This is a genomic window from Streptomyces sp. NPDC044033 (genome assembly GCF_056434425.1).
The window spans coordinates 9,747-25,059 of record NZ_JBWKFF010000018.1; the positions used below are offsets into that span (position 1 = coordinate 9,747).

12 protein-coding genes are annotated in these 15,313 nt (G+C 72.2%); 6 read left to right on the forward strand and 6 right to left on the reverse strand.

Annotated elements, in window-relative coordinates; genetic code table 11:
• Window positions 1–107 precede the first annotated feature (107 nt).
• A complete protein-coding gene (locus AC07AB_RS28020; protein WP_478572237.1) occupies window positions 108–1,931 on the reverse strand; it encodes a phosphoenolpyruvate carboxykinase (GTP) in 1,824 nt (607 codons plus the stop codon).
• A 272-nt stretch (window positions 1,932–2,203) separates the two neighbouring features.
• On the opposite strand from AC07AB_RS28020, the gene trhA reads away from it, so the two are divergent.
• The 3 genes from trhA (at window position 2,204) to AC07AB_RS28035 (ending at window position 5,355) form a co-directional block, all read left to right on the forward strand.
• The gene (gene trhA, locus AC07AB_RS28025; RefSeq protein WP_478572239.1) at window positions 2,204–2,905 is read left to right on the forward strand and encodes a PAQR family membrane homeostasis protein TrhA; all 702 of its coding nucleotides are present in this window, start codon (window positions 2,204–2,206) and stop codon (window positions 2,903–2,905) included.
• Between the two features lie 252 nt (window positions 2,906–3,157).
• On the forward strand, window positions 3,158–4,726 hold the full coding sequence (locus tag AC07AB_RS28030; RefSeq protein ID WP_478572242.1) for an MFS transporter: 1,569 nt from the start codon (window positions 3,158–3,160) through the stop codon (window positions 4,724–4,726).
• Window positions 4,727–4,731: 5 nt separating this feature from the next.
• A complete protein-coding gene (locus AC07AB_RS28035; RefSeq protein WP_478572245.1) occupies window positions 4,732–5,355 on the forward strand; it encodes a TetR/AcrR family transcriptional regulator in 624 nt (207 codons plus the stop codon).
• On the opposite strand, the gene AC07AB_RS28040 is transcribed toward AC07AB_RS28035, so the two are convergent.
• The 3 genes from AC07AB_RS28040 to AC07AB_RS28050 all read right to left on the reverse strand — a co-directional run bounded on the left by AC07AB_RS28040 (window position 5,345) and on the right by AC07AB_RS28050 (window position 9,195).
• The gene (locus tag AC07AB_RS28040) at window positions 5,345–5,875 is read right to left on the reverse strand and encodes a MerR family transcriptional regulator (protein WP_478572248.1); all 531 of its coding nucleotides are present in this window, start codon (window positions 5,873–5,875) and stop codon (window positions 5,345–5,347) included. The two genes, AC07AB_RS28035 and AC07AB_RS28040, sit on opposite strands and share 11 nt — an antisense overlap.
• Window positions 5,876–5,896: 21 nt before the next feature.
• Entirely contained in the window at window positions 5,897–6,910 is a 1,014-nt protein-coding gene (locus tag AC07AB_RS28045; RefSeq protein ID WP_478572251.1) for an MDR family NADP-dependent oxidoreductase, read from the reverse strand.
• A 236-nt stretch (window positions 6,911–7,146) separates the two neighbouring features.
• Window positions 7,147–9,195 carry a thioredoxin domain-containing protein gene (locus tag AC07AB_RS28050; RefSeq protein ID WP_478572254.1) on the reverse strand — a complete coding sequence of 683 codons (2,049 nt, stop codon included), beginning with the start codon at window positions 9,193–9,195 and terminating at the stop codon, window positions 7,147–7,149.
• A gap of 243 nt (window positions 9,196–9,438) precedes the next feature.
• Here AC07AB_RS28050 and AC07AB_RS28055 point away from each other — a divergent pair, with 243 nt between their 5' ends.
• The gene (locus AC07AB_RS28055) at window positions 9,439–12,717 is read left to right on the forward strand and encodes a tetratricopeptide repeat protein (RefSeq protein ID WP_478572256.1); all 3,279 of its coding nucleotides are present in this window, start codon (window positions 9,439–9,441) and stop codon (window positions 12,715–12,717) included.
• A 27-nt stretch (window positions 12,718–12,744) separates the two neighbouring features.
• Here the strand turns inward: AC07AB_RS28055 and AC07AB_RS28060 are convergent, their stop codons facing one another.
• Entirely contained in the window at window positions 12,745–13,143 is a 399-nt protein-coding gene (locus AC07AB_RS28060) for an RAMP4 family protein (RefSeq protein ID WP_478572259.1), read from the reverse strand.
• Window positions 13,144–13,147: 4 nt separating this feature from the next.
• Entirely contained in the window at window positions 13,148–14,020 is an 873-nt protein-coding gene (mca, locus tag AC07AB_RS28065; protein WP_478572262.1) for a mycothiol conjugate amidase Mca, read from the reverse strand.
• Between the two features lie 95 nt (window positions 14,021–14,115).
• Between mca and AC07AB_RS28070 the strand changes: the two genes are divergently transcribed.
• Both AC07AB_RS28070 and greA read left to right on the forward strand, forming a co-directional pair.
• Window positions 14,116–14,526 carry a DUF4307 domain-containing protein gene (locus tag AC07AB_RS28070; RefSeq protein WP_478572265.1) on the forward strand — a complete coding sequence of 137 codons (411 nt, stop codon included), beginning with the start codon at window positions 14,116–14,118 and terminating at the stop codon, window positions 14,524–14,526.
• Between the two features lie 164 nt (window positions 14,527–14,690).
• Window positions 14,691–15,188 (forward strand): transcription elongation factor GreA, encoded by a 498-nt coding sequence (gene greA / locus AC07AB_RS28075; RefSeq protein WP_478572268.1) that lies wholly within the window; start codon window positions 14,691–14,693, stop codon window positions 15,186–15,188.
• Window positions 15,189–15,313: the final 125 nt, after the last annotated feature.

The window sequence follows — 15,313 nt, forward strand, 5'->3', positions numbered from 1 at the left end:
GCCCCTCCCCCCCCCACCCCCCCCCCCCCCCCCCCCCCCACCCCCCCCCCCCCCCCCCCCCCCCCCCCCCCCCCCCCCCCCCCGGGCCCTTGTCCGGGCAGGCTCGCTCAGCCCAGGCGGCGCACCAGCGAGCGGTACTCGTCCCACAGCTCCTTGGGCGTGTGGTCGCCGAAGGTGTTGAGGTGCTCGGGGATGAGCGCGGCCTCCTCGCGCCAGACGTCCTTGTCGACGCTGAGCAGGAAGTCGAGGTCGCCCGCGCTGAGGCCGAGGCCCTCGGTGTCGAGCGCCGCCGGCGTCGGCAGCACGCCGATCGGGGTCTCGACGCCCTCGGCCCTGCCCTCCAGGCGCTCGACGATCCACTTCAGGACGCGGCCGTTCTCGCCGAAGCCGGGCCAGACGAACGAGCCCGCCTCGTTCTTGCGGAACCAGTTCACGTAGTAGATCTTCGGGAGCTTCGACGCGTCCGGCTTGTCGGCGCCGACCTTGAGCCAGTGGCCCATGTAGTCGCCCATGTTGTAGCCGCAGAACGGCAGCATCGCGAACGGGTCCCGGCGCAGCTCGCCGACCTTGCCCTCGGCCGCGGCGGTCTTCTCGCTCGCCACGTTCGCGCCGAGGAAGACGCCGTGCTGCCAGTTGAAGGACTCCGTGACCAGCGGCACGGCCGAGGCGCGGCGGCCGCCGAAGAGGATCGCCGAGATCGGCACGCCCTTGGGGTCCTCCCACTCGGGCGCGATGATCGGACACTGGCCGGCCGGAACGGTGAACCGGGCGTTGGGGTGCGCCGCCGGGGTCCCCGACTCGGGGGTCCAGTCGTTGCCCTTCCAGTCGGTGAGGTGCGCGGGACGCTCCTCGGTCATGCCCTCCCACCACACGTCGCCGTCGTCGGTGAGCGCGACGTTGGTGAAGACGGAGTTGCCCCACATGGTCTTCATGGCGTTGGCGTTGGTGTGCTCGCCGGTGCCGGGCGCGACGCCGAAGAACCCGGCCTCGGGGTTGATCGCGTAGAGCCGGCCGTCCTCGCCGAACCGCATCCAGGCGATGTCGTCGCCGATGGTCTCCACGGTCCAGCCGGAGATCGTCGGCTCCAGCATGGCGAGGTTGGTCTTGCCGCAGGCGCTCGGGAACGCGGCCGCGACGTACTTCGGCTCGCCCTGCGGCGGCGTCAGCTTGAGGATCAGCATGTGCTCGGCGAGCCAGCCCTCGTCACGCGCCATGACGGAGGCGATGCGCAGCGCGTAGCACTTCTTGCCGAGCAGGGCGTTGCCGCCGTAGCCGGAGCCGTACGACCAGATCTCGCGGGCCTCGGGGAAGTGCGAGATGTACTTGGTGGAGTTGCACGGCCACGGGACGTCGGCCTCGCCCTCGGCGAGCGGGGCGCCGAGGGTGTGGACGGCCTTCACGAAGAAGCCGTCGTCGCCGAGCTCGTCCAGGACGGCCTGGCCCATACGGGTCATGGTGCGCATGGAGACGGCGACGTACGCGGAGTCGGTGATCTCGACGCCGAGCGCCGAGAGGGGCGAGCCGAGCGGGCCCATGCAGAACGGGACGACGTACATCGTCCGGCCGCGCATCGAGCCGCGGAAGACCCCCCGCTCCCCGGTGAAGATGTCGCGCATCTCCGCCGGGGCCTTCCAGTGGTTGGTCGGCCCCGCGTCCTCCTCCTTCTCGGAGCAGATGAACGTACGGTCCTCGACGCGGGCGACGTCCGAGGGGTCGGAGGCGGCGTAGTACGAGTTCGGACGCTTGATCGGGTCGAGCTTCTTGAACGTGCCCCTCGCGACGAGCTCCTCGCACAGGCGCTCGTACTCGGCCTCGGAGCCGTCGCACCAGACGATGCGGTCCGGCTCGGTGAGGTCGGCGATCTCATGGACCCAGGAGAGGAGCTCCTGGTGGTTGGTCGGGGTGCTGGGAGCCGCATTGCTGCGCGCCACGATCGCTCCGTCCCGCCGGAAACCGCGCTGCTCCGGCGTCAGAAGTTGAGGGTTGAGCGAACCCTTGCCACAGATGCCCGCAAGATGTCCGCATTTGGCGTTAGTTGCCCCGTGGGGGCCGCGACCCGGACGCTTCGTGACCGCTCATCCGGTGCCGACCGCACTCATTTGATCATGCGGCCAGGGATGCCGTCTGTCCAGGGGGCGCACTCGTGACCATCGCCACGCGGAACTGACCCGTAACCTACGGTGCCGTAGCTAGCATTGGCGGCATGACCTCCGCCGCTCCCGACACCGCCGCCACCCCCTCTCCGGGAGAGCCCGCGGCCCTGCCGTCCCCCGCCAAGCCGAGGCTGCGCGGCTGGCTGCACGCCGGCATGTTCCCGGCGGTGCTCTTCGCCGGCGTCGTGCTGACCGCCCTGGCCGACAGCCCGCGCGGCCGGGTCGCGTGTGCGATCTTCACGCTCACCGCCTGCCTGCTGTTCGGCGTGAGCGCCCTCTACCACCGCGGGAACTGGAGCCCGCGCGCCGACGCGGTGCTCCGCCGGCTGGACCACGCCAACATCTTCCTGATCATCGCGGGCACCTATACGCCGCTGACCATGCTGCTGGTCCCCGGCGGCCGCGGTCAGGCGCTGCTCTGGGCCGTCTGGGGAGCCGCGCTGGCGGGCATCGCCTTCCGCGTCTTCTGGATCGGCGCCCCGCGCTGGCTCTACACCCCCTGCTACATCGCGATGGGCTGGGCCGCCGTCTTCTTCCTGCCGGACTTCCTGCGGGCCGGGGGCATCGCGGTGCTCGTCTGCGTGATCGTCGGCGGACTGCTCTACAGCGCGGGCGGCGTGATCTACGGAATCAAGCGCCCCAACCCGTCGCCGCGCTGGTTCGGCTTCCACGAGGTCTTCCACTCCCTGACGCTGGCCGCGTTCGTGGTGCACTACGTCGGCATCTCGCTGGTGGCCTACACCCACGCGTAGCCCACCGCCTCACGCCCCTTCAGTGGCCGCGACCCGATCCGGGTCGCGGCCACTCGTCTGTCCGGGCGCGGGAGGCGGGCTCGCCAGGAAAGGGACACGGGCACGCCAGGCACGGGACACGGGCACGCCAGGCACGGGGTGCAGGCACACCAGACGCGGGGTGCAGGCGCCACGACGGCTAAATTGACAGCCAGAACCTTTTGAGAGTTACTGTCATTTGACACTACTCCTCAAAACGCTTCGGAGGGCCCCATGAGCGCGCCATCGCAACACGGCCCCGACCCCCGGCGCTGGTGGGCGCTGGGCGCCATCGTCGCCTGCATGCTCGTACTCGGCTTCGACGGCACGATCCTCAACGTCGCGCTGCCGACCATGGCCTCCCAGCTCGGCGCCGGCACCGGCGAGCAGCAGTGGATCGCCGACTCCTACCTCGTGGTCTTCGCCGCCCTGATGCTCCCGGCCGGACTCCTCGGCGACCGCTTCGGCCGCCGCCGGATGCTCCTCACCGGCCTCGCGATATTCCTCGCCGGCTCCCTGCTGGGCACCCTCGTCCACGAACCGGGCCTGGTCATCGCCGCCCGTACGGTCATGGGGGCCGGCGCCGCGCTGATCATGCCGCTCGCCATGTCCGTACTGCCGTCGCTCTTCGCGCCCGACGAGCGCACCAAGGCGGTCGGCGCGGTCTCCGCGGTCTCCGCGCTCGGGATGCCGCTCGGCCCGGTCGTCGGCGGCTGGCTGCTCGACCACTTCTGGTGGGGCTCGGTCTTCCTGATCAACGTGCCGCTCGTCGTCATCGGCATCGTCGCCTGCGTCTTCCTGCTCCCCGAGGCCAAGGACCCCGCCACCCCCGCGGTCGACGCCGCCTCCAGCTCCCTCACCGCCCTCGGCCTCGGCCTCCTCGTCTTCGGCGTCATCGAGGGCCCCCAGCGCGGCTGGGCCTCCCCGGTCGTCCTCGGCGCGTTCGCCGGGTCCGTGGCGCTGCTCACCGCGCTCGTCCTGCGCGAACGGCGCATGGTCCGGCCCCTGCTCGATCTGACGCTGCTGCGCCACCGCGGCTTCCGGTGGAACGCCATCGCCGCGACCCTGGTGACCTTCGCCCTGATGGGCCTGCTCTTCGTGCTGCCGCAGTACCTCCAGGTGATCCAGGGCCACGACGCCTTCGGCACCGGGCTGATGATGATGCCGATGATGGCCGGGCTGCTCGTCGCCTCGCGCGGCGCCGGGCCGCTGGCCGAGCGCTTCGGGCCGCGGACGGTCATCTCCGGCGGCCTGTTCGTCCTCGCCTTCGCCGCGCTGCTCGGCAGCGGCACCCACGCGGGCGACGGCTACGGCAGCGTCGCGGTGTGGCTGGTCATCGCCGGGTTCGGGTTCGGGTTCGCCGTCATCCCCGCCATGAACAACGCCCTCGGCGCGCTCCCCCGCGACCGCGCGGGCAGCGGCTCCGGGCTCCTGATGACGCTGCGTCAGGTCGGCGGGGCCATCGGCGTCGCGGTCCTCGGCAGCCTGGTCGCCGGCGCGTACCGCGCCCACCTCGACACCGGCGGGCTGCCGCACGCCGCCGCCCACGCCGCGGGGGAATCGGTCGTCGGCGGGCACGCCGTCGCCGCCCGGCTCGGCGACGCGGCGCTGCGGCACTCGGCGGACGCCGCGTTCATCGACGGCATGGACCTGGCGCTGCTCGTCACCGGCATCGCCGCGCTGGCCGCCGCCCTGCTCACCGCGGTCTTCCTGCCCAACCCGCGGCGCGCCGGCCAAACCACCGGGGCCACGACCGCCACCAGCGACGATGTGGCCCCCGAGCCCGCCGATGCCCGACAATGAGCCCCATGGCCGCCGTACGCACGACACCCGAGGCGCAGTCGGAGCTCAGACTCGGACTGCGCGAGCGGAAGAAGATCCAGACCCGTCGGTCGATCCGCCGGGCCGCCTATCGGCTCTTCAAGGAGCAGGGCTACGACGCGACGCCCGTCGACCAGATCGCCGCCGCCGCCGACGTCTCCCCCAGTACCGTCTTCCGCTACTTCCCCACCAAGGAAGACATCGTCCTCACCGACGAGTACGACGCCTTGCTGGAGGCGGCGCTGCGGGCCCGGCCGCCGGGCGAGGCCCCGATGGAGTCCGTCCGGCACGGCGTCCTGGAGCCGCTGCGCCAGGTCTTCGAGCACGAGCCCGAGGAGATGGTCGAGCGCACCAAGCTGCTCCAGGAAGTGCCCGCCATCCGCGCCCGCGCCAGCGAGAGCATGACCGCCACCGGGCAGATCCTGGCCGGCGTGCTCCGCGAGCGCACCGGCCGGCCGGCCGAGGACATCGAGGTGGAGGTGTTCGTGGGGGCGGTGCTCGGCGGCTTCCAGGCGGCGCTGATGCACTGGGCCCGCAACGGGCATCAGGAGGATCTGATCGCGCTCATGCGGCAGAGCCTCGACATCCTCGCCCGCGGGCTCACTCTCTGAGCGCCCTCGCGTAGGGGGCCACCCGCCCCGGCTCCCGCGGCCCCTCCCCCACCTGGTCCGCGAGCCGCCGGCGCAGCTGCGTCAGCCGCTCGATACGGGCGTCGAGATCGGCCAGCCGGCGCCTGATCACCGCCTCCACGGCGGGACAGGGGCCGGCTCCGTTCACGGCGAAGAGCCGCGGGCCGGTGCCGGTGCCGGTGGGCGCCTTGTCCAGTCCTTCGGGCCCTTCGGCGGACATCCCGTCCGGCCCCTCGGCGGACATCCCGTCCGGCCTCTCGGACGTCCCGTCCAGGCCCTCGGAAGGCACCTCGTCCAGTCCTTCGGCGAAGGTCCGCAGGTCCGCCACGGTCAGCCCGGTCTCCAGCAGCCCCCGCACGATCCGCAGCCGCCGCACGTCGGCCGGCCCGTACAGCCGGTGGCCCGACGACGTCCGCCGGGCCACCAGCAGGCCCTCCTGCTCGTAATAGCGCAGGGCTCGCGGCGTGAGCCCCGCGGCAGCCGCCGCGTCGCCGATCCGCATCCGGTCCTCCCCCGCCGAGGGCTACAGCTCCACCAGCACCGCGCCGACGTGACGTCCCTCGGTCAACTCCTGCAACGCGCGAGGGGCCGACTCAATGCCCGACAGCCGCGCGTGCGGGAAGGCCAGTGTGCCGTCCCGCAGGCCGCGGCCGAACTCCCGGTGCCACTCGGGGATCACATCGAGGTTGTCGTAGAGCGCCACCCCGCGCAGCGTGATGCCGTTCGCGACCAGCGCGAGCGTGTCGAACGTGGCCAGCGCGCCGTCCCCCAGCTGACCGGAGAGCGCACCGACCAGGGCGATCCGGGCGCCCCGGTTGGCGAGGGCCACGGCCGCCTGCAACTGCTCGCCGCCGACGTTGTCGAAGACCGCGTCAATGCCGTCCGGGGCCGCCGCGCGCAGCTGTTCGTCGATCGGGCCCGCGCCGCGGATGACAGCCGCGTCATAGCCCAGTTCCCCGGTCAGTACGTCCGCCTTGGCCTGCGAACTCGTCGAGCCTATGACCCGCGCGGCGCCGCGCAGCCGGGCGATCTGCCCGGCGAGCGTGCCGACCCCGCCGGCCGCGCCGGACACGAACACCGTGTCGCCGGCACGGACCTCGGCACCGCGCACGACGCCCAAGTAGGCGGTGGGGCCCTGAGAGAGGTACGCGCCCGGGTCGGGCAGCAGGCCCGGCTCGATGCGCTGCGCCTCGGCCTCGGAGACGACCGCGTACTCGCGCCAGCCCGCGGCGCGCGTCAGGACGAGATCACCGGGCGCGAACCCGGCCCCGGACCCGGCGACCACCTCGGCGACGGACTGCCCCTCCAGCACCTCCCCCAGCTTGAACTGCGGCATCGGGACGGGGCTTTCGGCGGCCATCAGGGTGCGCGTCACCGCGGCCACGGCCATGGTCTTGTTGCGGACGAGCAGCTGGCCGGGGCCCGGCTGCGGAACCGGGACCTCGGCGACCTCGAAGTGCTCGTCGGTCAGCTTCCCTTCGGGGTGGGCGGCGAGGCGGACCTCGCGGTGGGTGGCGGGAATGGACGCGGCGGTCATGTGCGGTCTCCTCGCGAGAACTTACGGATCGCCATGACGCTAGAACTTGACGCCCACGTCAAGGTCAAGTCGGTCTTAGGTCCCGGTCTCAAGACCTAGGACGCATGGCCCTCCGCTCGGCTCACTCCCGGCCGCGCCCGCCCTCGGCCCGGCTCACCCGGCCTCAGGCTCGTCACCCTCCACTCGGCTCATTCCCGGCCGCGCTCGCCCTCCGCTTGGCTCGTCGCCCGCCGCACTCACCCTCCGCTTGGCTCGTCCCCGGCCGTTCGCAGGAGATCCGCCAGTGCCTGGGGATCGGTGGTGGGCGCGTCGCAGGTGAAGTGCCGGCAGACGTACGCGGCCGGGCGGCCGTTCAGCAGCGACCGGTCGGCGAGCAGCGGCACCTCGGCGATGCCCGGCTCGCCGAGCGCGACGACCGCGCCGGGGGCGGTGGACAGCAGCGCGGTGCGGTGCAGTTCCCGGGTGGCGGGGTCGTCGTACGGGCCGACGACGGCGATCTCACGGGGTCCGTCCAGGAGCGCTTCGGCGGCCGCGAGGCCCCAGCCGATGAACCGGGGGGCGCGCGGGCCGAGCGCCTTGACGATCCCCATCGCCCGTTCCGCGGCCTCCCGGTGCGGGGCGCTGCCGGTCACGGCGGCGTACGACAGGAGCGCCCCGGCGGCGGCGGACCACCCGGAGGGGACCGCGTTGTCGGTGGGGTCCTGGGGGCGTCGGATGAGGGCCTCGGCGTCGGCGGCGGTGTCGTAGAGGGCGCCGTCCTCGGCCGTGAACTGGATGAGGACGGTATCCAGGAGGAGGCCCGCGAAGTCGACCCACACACCTTCGCCGGTGACCGAGGAGAGGGCGAGGAAACCCTCCGCGACGTCCGCGTAGTCCTCCAGGACACCGGCGTGGGAGCCGGCTACGCCGTCCAGGGAGGTGCGGAAGAGGCGGGCGTGCCAGTCCATGTGGGTGCGTACGAGCAGGTCGGCGGCGTCGGTGGCGGCCTGGACGAGGTCCGGGCGGTCGAAGTAGGCGCCGGTCTCCGCGAGGGCGGCGATGGCCAGCCCGTTCCAGGCGGCGACGATCTTGTCGTCCCGCCCCGGCCGCGACCGCTCCTCGCGCGCCGCCAGCAGCCGCTCCCGTACGGACGCGAGCCGCCCGGCATCGACCAGCTGCTCGGTGTCCGGGAGCCGCAGGACGGACGCGCCCTCCTCGAAGGTGCCCTCCTCCGTCACCCCGAAGTGCTCCGCCGCGAGCTGCCCGTCGGCCTCCCCGAGCACCTCGCGCAGCTGCTCCGGCGTCCACACGTAGTACGCGCCCTCGACGTGCCGGCCGCTCCCGTCGTCACTGTCGGCGTCCAGCGCGGAGGCGAAACCGCCCTGGTCCGTACGGAGCTCCCGGACCAGGAAGTCCGCCGTCTCCAGGGCCACCCGCCGGGCGAGATCCGACCCGGTGGCCCGCCACAGATGGGCGTAGACGCGGCACAGCAGCGCGTTGTCGTAGAGCATCTTCTCGAAGTGCGGGACCGTCCAGTCGGCGTCCACGGAGTAGCGCGCGAACCCGCCGCCGAGCTGGTCGTAGATGCCGCCGCGGGCCATCGCCTCACACGTGGAGCCGGCCATCTGCAACGCGGCCACCGACCCCGTACGAGCGTGATGCCGCAGCAGAAACTCAAGCACCATGGACGGCGGAAACTTCGGCGCACCGGCGAACCCGCCGCGTACAGAGTCGAATTCCCGCGTGAGCCCCATGAGGGCGGCGTGCAGATCCTCGGCGACGGGCGGATGCGGAGCGCCCACAGCCAGGGTGCGCTCGGTGAGGTCCCGCACGATACGGCCGGCGACCTGCCCGACCTCATCACGCCGATCCGTCCACGCGGCCCGCACACCTTCGAGCACCTGCCGGAAGGACGGCATGCCGTGCCGGGCGTCGGGCGGGAAATAGGTCCCGAAGTAGAAGGGCTCGGCGTCCCCGGTCAGGAACACGGTCATGGGCCAGCCACCCTGCCCGGTGGCGGCCTGAACAGCCTCCATATACACCGCGTCGATGTCGGGCCGCTCCTCGCGGTCGACCTTGACGGAGACGAAGTGCTCGTTGAGGAACGCGGCGGTGACCTCGTCCTCGAAGGACTCGTGGGCCATCACGTGGCACCAGTGACACGCGGAATAGCCGACCGACAGCAGCACCGGCACATCGCGCCGCCGCGCTTCCTCGAACGCCTCCGCCGACCAGGGCCACCAGTCGACCGGATTGTCAGCGTGCTGAAGCAGATAAGGCGAGGTCACGCCAGCCAACCGGTTCATGCGGGCCAGCCTCTCACAGTGCCCGTTCCTGTCGGTGAGGCCGCACAGGCTCTGCCTCGACTGACCGAACTGCGCTTATGCGCCCTCACACCGATGCCCCCGGCGACCCCACGCGCGACCGGCAGTCGGCCTCAGCCCTTCGCCACGTTCAGTTATCCACAGGGCTGCCTTATTTCCCGTGGAGACGGAAGACTTGAGGGAAAGAACCGAAGACCTGAACGGTCACCTTCGGAAGGGGAGCGTATGCCGGGCTCACTGGCTGCACTGCGGGACAGCCATCGGGCAGAGGTCGACGGCCTGTTGACGCGTGCCATCGAGGAGGAGGTGCGCCGGTCGGGCGGGCGGACCGATGCGGCGGTGCTGCTCGCGCGGGCGCGCGCCGAGTTGGCGGGCATGGCGGCGAAGGCCGCCGAGGAGTACGGCGCCTATGTGCGCGCGCTGGACGAGGCGGAGGCCACCCGGCGGCCGTTGTCGGCGCGGCTGTCGCGGGGTGCGTTGGCCACGCCGGGCCTGGTGACGCTCGTGGCCGCGGTGGCGGCCTTCGGCGCCGATCTCGGGTATGGCACCTCGACGGGCACGGCGCTCGGCGCGGGGGCGACCGTCGCGGTGGCCGGGGCGGCGGCCGCCCTGGTCAAGTTGACGGCGAGTCACTGGCCGGCCGCGCATCGGCGGGCGGGCCTGCGCGGGCAGCCGGGCGGCACCGAGCAGTTGCGGCTGCAGTGGCTCACGGCCGTCGAGGTGCGGGGCATCCGGCCGTTCCTGGACCAGCACCGGATGGTGTCCGCGGCGACGCGGCGCAGCGCCGGCACCGCGCAGCAGCCGGCGGCGGCGCCGCCGCGCGTGCCCAAGCTCCGTGGCAACGACCGCAGCGCGGCGGCCCGGCGGCGCAGTGTGCTGGAGCAGTCCTTCCAGCATCTGCCGGAGTCCGACGGGCCGTTCGCCGGCCGCAGGGCCCAGCTCACGCAGATCTCGCAGTGGGTGCACCAGGCGCGGGCCAGTACGGAGACCAAGCCCACGGTCGTGCTGCTGCACGGGCCGCCGGGCAGCGGGCGGACCGCGCTCGCGGTGCGGGCCGCGCACCATCTGCGCGACCAGTTCCGCGGCGCGTGCGTGGTGGACCTGCGCGGCGAGACCGCGACGGAGGGCGGCGGCGTGCCGGGCGAGCCGCCGGTGCCCACCCGCGACGCGCTGATGCATCTCCTCAACCGGCTCGGCGCCCCCCGCGACCAGCTGCTGTTCCGGGAGCGGTCCTCGCAGGACCAGCACGTCAAGCGGTTGACGGAGCTCTACGACCAGCATCTGACGGGGCTGCCCGTCACCGTGGTCCTGGACGACGCCTCGGACGTCGATCAGGTCCGTACGCTCATCCCCGAGCGCTCCGACAGCCTGATCCTGGTCACCTCGGCCGTCCCGCTGACGCTCCCGTCGGACCTGGTCGCCTGGGTGCACGAGCTGCCGGTCGGGGCGCTGGACGAGGCGGGCGCCGAGGAGTTGCTGGGCGCGGCGGCCCAGGAGCCGCTGCCGGGCCCGTACGACGAGAAGTCGATGGCGCGGATACGGGAGCTGTGCGGGGGCCTGCCGCTGGCGCTGCGGATCGCCGGTTCCTCGCTGGGGCCGCGCTCCCCGCAGACGCTGGCCGCCGAGCTGGGCGCGTACGGTCCGGTCGGCACGGTGGAGCGGGCCCTGTGGCTGCGCTATACCGATCAGCCGGAGGACGCGCAGCGGCTGCTGCGACGGCTGGCGCTGGCGGGGCGGGCGTCGCTGGGTGCCGCCGCCGCGGCGGCGCTGCTCGGCGCCGAAGAGCAGGAGGCGGGCCGGCAGCTGACGGCGCTGGCCCGGACGGGGCTGATCGAGCACGTCCGCGGCGGCCGGTACCGGGTGCACGACCTGGTGCGGGACTTCGCGCTCGCCCGGCTGCGCGACGACGAGGAGGAGGGCGAGCGCATCGCCGCGCAGGAGCGGCTGATCCGCAGCTACGCGGAGCTGGCGGACTCCGTCATACGGCTGGTCGACGGCAAGACGTCTACGCGCGCCGACCAGTTCGGTTCGCACGGCTTCACGTCGCTGGACGCGGCGCTGCGCTGGCTGGACGACGAGTCCAGCTTCATCACGGCCGCGCTGCGGCACGCGGAGGGCGTGGACCAGTCGGTGGTGCTGCACCTGCTGGGCGCGCTGTGCGACTACTGCCTGCTGCGCGGCGACCTGTACCGGCTGGGCGAGCTGAGCGAGCTGACCCAGGCCACGGACCGCGGGCTGCTGGTGCGTTCGGTGCAGTGGCGCACGGGTGTCGCCGCCCGTCAGCTCGGTGAGCTGGACAAGTCCCGCACCACGCTGTCCTCGGTGGTGGACCTGTACTTCGACGCCCATCACCCGGCGGGCGCGGCCCGTGCGCTGCGCGATCTGGGCATCACCCTTCAGCACCAGGGCAATCTGAAGGAGGCCGCGGTGAAGCTGCGCGAGGCCCTCGATCTTCAGAACACCCAGGAGCTGAGCGGCGACCGGGCGTGGACGCTGCACGCGCTGGCGGCGGTCGAGCGGGACCGGGCCCGGATAGCCGAGGCCCTGGGGATGCTGCACGAGGCGCTGGAGCTGCACCGGGACAGCGAGAGCGTGCATGGGCAGGCGTGGGCGCACTTCCAGCTCGGCCAGGTGCGGCTGCGGATGGGCGAGGTGGGGCCGGCGGAGGAGGAGTTCCGCGAGGCGCTCGATCAGTACGGGCGGACGCAGGACGGCCGGGGCGCCGCGTGGGCGCTGACGCAGTTGGCCCGGGCCCGGCTGGTGGCGGGCGACTCGGCCGCGGCCGTCGATCAGCTGCGGCAGGCGCAGTCGCAGCACCGGGAGAACGAGGACGCGCGCGGCGAGGCGTGGACGCTGTACTACCTGGGGCAGTCGCTGGAGGAGCGGGGTGATCAGGACGCGGCGGTGCGGGCGCTGGAGCGGGCGCGCAATATGTTCAGCCGGATGCGGGATGTGTACGGGCTGGCGTGCGCGCGGCATCACTGCGCGCGGGTGACTCGCGACCAGCGGGCGGCGAAGACGGGTTCGCTGCGCAACAGCGGGTTCGCGCGGCAGCTGTTGCAGGACGCCCGGCAGGACTTCCACCGGCTCGGCGTGCCGCACGGCGAGGCGTGGTCGTGTCTGGAGCTGGCGGTGATCGACGGGGGCAACGGCCGGGCGTCGCAGGCGCTGGAGCTGGTGGAGGAGGCGGCAGGGCTCTTCGCGGGCTATGGGGACCGGCGTGGGGAGAGCTGGGCGCGGTTCCTGCGCTGCACGCTGCTGCCGTTCGCCTCGCCGGGCGGCTCGGTGGTGGGGGTCGCGGTGGCGCAGGAGGAGCTGGCGCGGTTGCGGGAGGATCTGCGGGGCGCGGACTGGGCCGGCGATCCCTCGCTGGAGGACTGCGCGGAATCGTTCACGCTGGTGCTGGAGCGCGGTGTCGAACCGGAGACGGGGTGGCAGGCATGGCGGCTCGGCATGGTGCCGAGCCGCCGGGCCCGCGAGGTGATGGCGGTGCTGCCCCGGTAGGGGCGTGCGGGCCGCTCTCCACCTCCGTCAGGCGGTGGAGACGCCCTTCGCGCCCTTGGCGCTCTGCGCACCCTTCGAGGCCGCGGCGGGGGCCGCGGCCTCGCTCTGCGCGGCCTCGCGTTCGGCGGTGCCGCCCTTCATCGCGCCGCCCTTCGGGGAGTCGCCCTTCGGGGAGTCGCCCTTCGGGGAGTCGCCCTTCGCGACCCCGCTCTCGGCGGGCTTCGCGGTCCCGCTCTCGTCGGGTCCCTCGAAGTCCACCTTCTTCATGTGCTTGTTCATGCTCTTCATCAGCAGCCATACGGCTCCGCCGATGACGGCGAAGACGAGGAAGCCGAGGATGCCGGGGGTGACCTTGTTCTTGTCCAGGTCACTGTCGGCGAGCGGCACCAAGTGGGTGACGGCCAGGGAAGCTGTCGCGCTCATCATGAGCTCAATTGTTGCGGATACCCGCGAAGAGGTCGTGCTCGGGGAGGGAAGTGGGCACCCGCGACTGCGCGAGCTCGTACTCCTCGGTGGGCCAGACGTCCTTCTGGATGTCCATGGGGACCCGGAACCAGCCGCCGTCGGGGTCGATCTGGGTGGCGTGTGCGATCAGCGCCTTGTCCCGGATCTCGAAGAAGTCGGCGCACGGGATGTAGGTGGTCAGGGTCCGCTCGCGCTGCCCGAACTCCTTCCACCGCTCCAGCCACTGGCCGTACGGCGATTCGATGCCGCGGGCGAGGAGCGCCTCGTGTAGGGCGACCGTGCGCTCCCGGTTGAAGCCCTGGTTGTAGTAGAGCTTCAGCGGCTGCCAGGGCTCGCCGGCCTCGGGGTAGTAGGACGGGTCGCCGGCCCGCTCGAACGCCACCATCGAGATCTTGTGGGTCATGATGTGGTCGGGGTGCGGGTAGCCGCCGTTCTCGTCGTACGTGGTGACCACGTGCGGCTTGAACGTACGGATCAGGCGCACCAGCTCGCCGGCGGCCTCGTCGACGTCCTGGAGCGCGAAGCAGCCGTCGGGCAGCGGCGGCAGCGGGTCGCCCTCGGGCAGTCCGGAGTCGACGAAGCCCAGCCACTCCTGTTTGACGCCGAGGATGTCGCGCGCCTCGTCCATCTCCTTGGCGCGCACCTCGTGGATGTGCTCCTCGATGTACGGATCACCCTGGAGTTTGGGGTTGAGGATGGAGCCGCGTTCACCGCCCGTGCAGGTGGCGACCAGCACATCCACCCCCTCGGACACATACTTGGCCATGGTGGCCGCGCCCTTGCTCGACTCGTCGTCGGGGTGGGCGTGCACGGCCATCAATCGAAGCTGCTCAGTCAAGGCTCGATCCTCAGTCACTGGTCAAAAGAGATGCCTCCTATAGTGACCGAAGCAGGGCCCGATTCATTCCGGGTTCTACAACCAGGAGGACGATCATGACTACGGTGCGCGAGGGGCTGCCCGACGGTCGCTACGGCCGGTCGGCCGACCAGCGCGCGGACCGGAAGCTGAAGGTGATCGGCGCGGTGCTGGGCGCCGCCCTGATCGGCGTGATCGTCTGGTTCGGCGTCCACCACATCACCAAGGCGGATGTCAGCGGCGAGCTGATCCGCTCCAAGGTGGTCTCCGACGACTCCGCGCAGGCGGTTCTGGAGGTCCGCAAGGACCGGGACAAGCCGGCCGTGTGCACGGTGCGCGCGCTCGATGTGAACCAGGCCGAGGTCGGCCGCAAGGACGTCACGCTGAACGAGCACGAGGACCACCTCACGACGCTCGTCAAGATCCGCACCACCGGCCTGGCGACCGCCTCGGAGCTGGTCGGCTGCAAGTCCGCCACGAGCGGGTGACGTCCCGTCGGTGCGGCGTTGACCTGCGCTGACGCGTTTCGTATGGCTTCCCTCCTCCCCCTTTCCGCCCGAAATTGTTAGGCTCGTGGTTTCGCCCACCTTTGAAGGCGCACCCTTCTGAGTAGGGCGTTCATTTGTATTCCCAGCACCGACGAGGAGCACCTGTGACCCAGACCAGCGACAACGTCACCTGGCTGACTCAGGAGGCGTACGACCAGCTCAAGGCCGAGCTGGAGTACCTGTCTGGTCCCGCTCGCACCGAGGTCACCGCGAAGATCGCGGCGGCCCGTGAAGAGGGTGACCTGCGCGAGAACGGCGGGTACCACGCGGCCAAGGAGGAGCAGGGCAAGCAGGAGCTCCGGGTCCGCCAGCTGACCCAGCTGCTCCAGCAGGCGAAGGTCGGCGAGGCCCCCGCGGACGACGGCATCGTCGAGCCCGGGATGACCGTCACCATCGCCTTCGACGGCGACCCCGACGACACCCTGGTCTTCCTGCTGGCGTCGCGCGAGTACGCGAGCGCGGACATCGAGACCTACTCCCCGCAGTCCCCGCTGGGCACCGGGGTCAACGGCAAGAAGGTCGGTGACGACGCCGCGTACGAGCTGCCGAACGGTCGCAAGGCCATGGTCAGGATCCTCGCCGCCAAGCCCTACCAGGGCTGACCCGACAGGCCGGACAGGGGGGGGGGGGGGGGGGGGGGGGGGGGGGAGGGGGGGGGAGGGGGGGGGGGTGGGGGGGGGGGGGGAGGGAAGGCCCGGGGCGGCGAGGTAGCAGAGGCAGAAGCCGA

Coding starts and splice junctions, on each gene's coding strand:
- trhA (WP_478572239.1), top strand. CDS start 2,204: ATGACCTCCGCCGCTCCCGACACCGCCGCCACCCCCTCTCCGGGAGAG.
- AC07AB_RS28030 (WP_478572242.1), top strand. CDS start 3,158: ATGAGCGCGCCATCGCAACACGGCCCCGACCCCCGGCGCTGGTGGGCG.
- AC07AB_RS28035 (WP_478572245.1), top strand. CDS start 4,732: ATGGCCGCCGTACGCACGACACCCGAGGCGCAGTCGGAGCTCAGACTC.
- AC07AB_RS28040 (WP_478572248.1), bottom strand. CDS start 5,875: ATGCGGATCGGCGACGCGGCGGCTGCCGCGGGGCTCACGCCGCGAGCC.
- AC07AB_RS28045 (WP_478572251.1), bottom strand. CDS start 6,910: ATGACCGCCGCGTCCATTCCCGCCACCCACCGCGAGGTCCGCCTCGCC.
- AC07AB_RS28050 (WP_478572254.1), bottom strand. CDS start 9,195: ATGAACCGGTTGGCTGGCGTGACCTCGCCTTATCTGCTTCAGCACGCT.
- AC07AB_RS28055 (WP_478572256.1), top strand. CDS start 9,439: ATGCCGGGCTCACTGGCTGCACTGCGGGACAGCCATCGGGCAGAGGTC.
- AC07AB_RS28060 (WP_478572259.1), bottom strand. CDS start 13,143: ATGATGAGCGCGACAGCTTCCCTGGCCGTCACCCACTTGGTGCCGCTC.
- AC07AB_RS28070 (WP_478572265.1), top strand. CDS start 14,116: ATGACTACGGTGCGCGAGGGGCTGCCCGACGGTCGCTACGGCCGGTCG.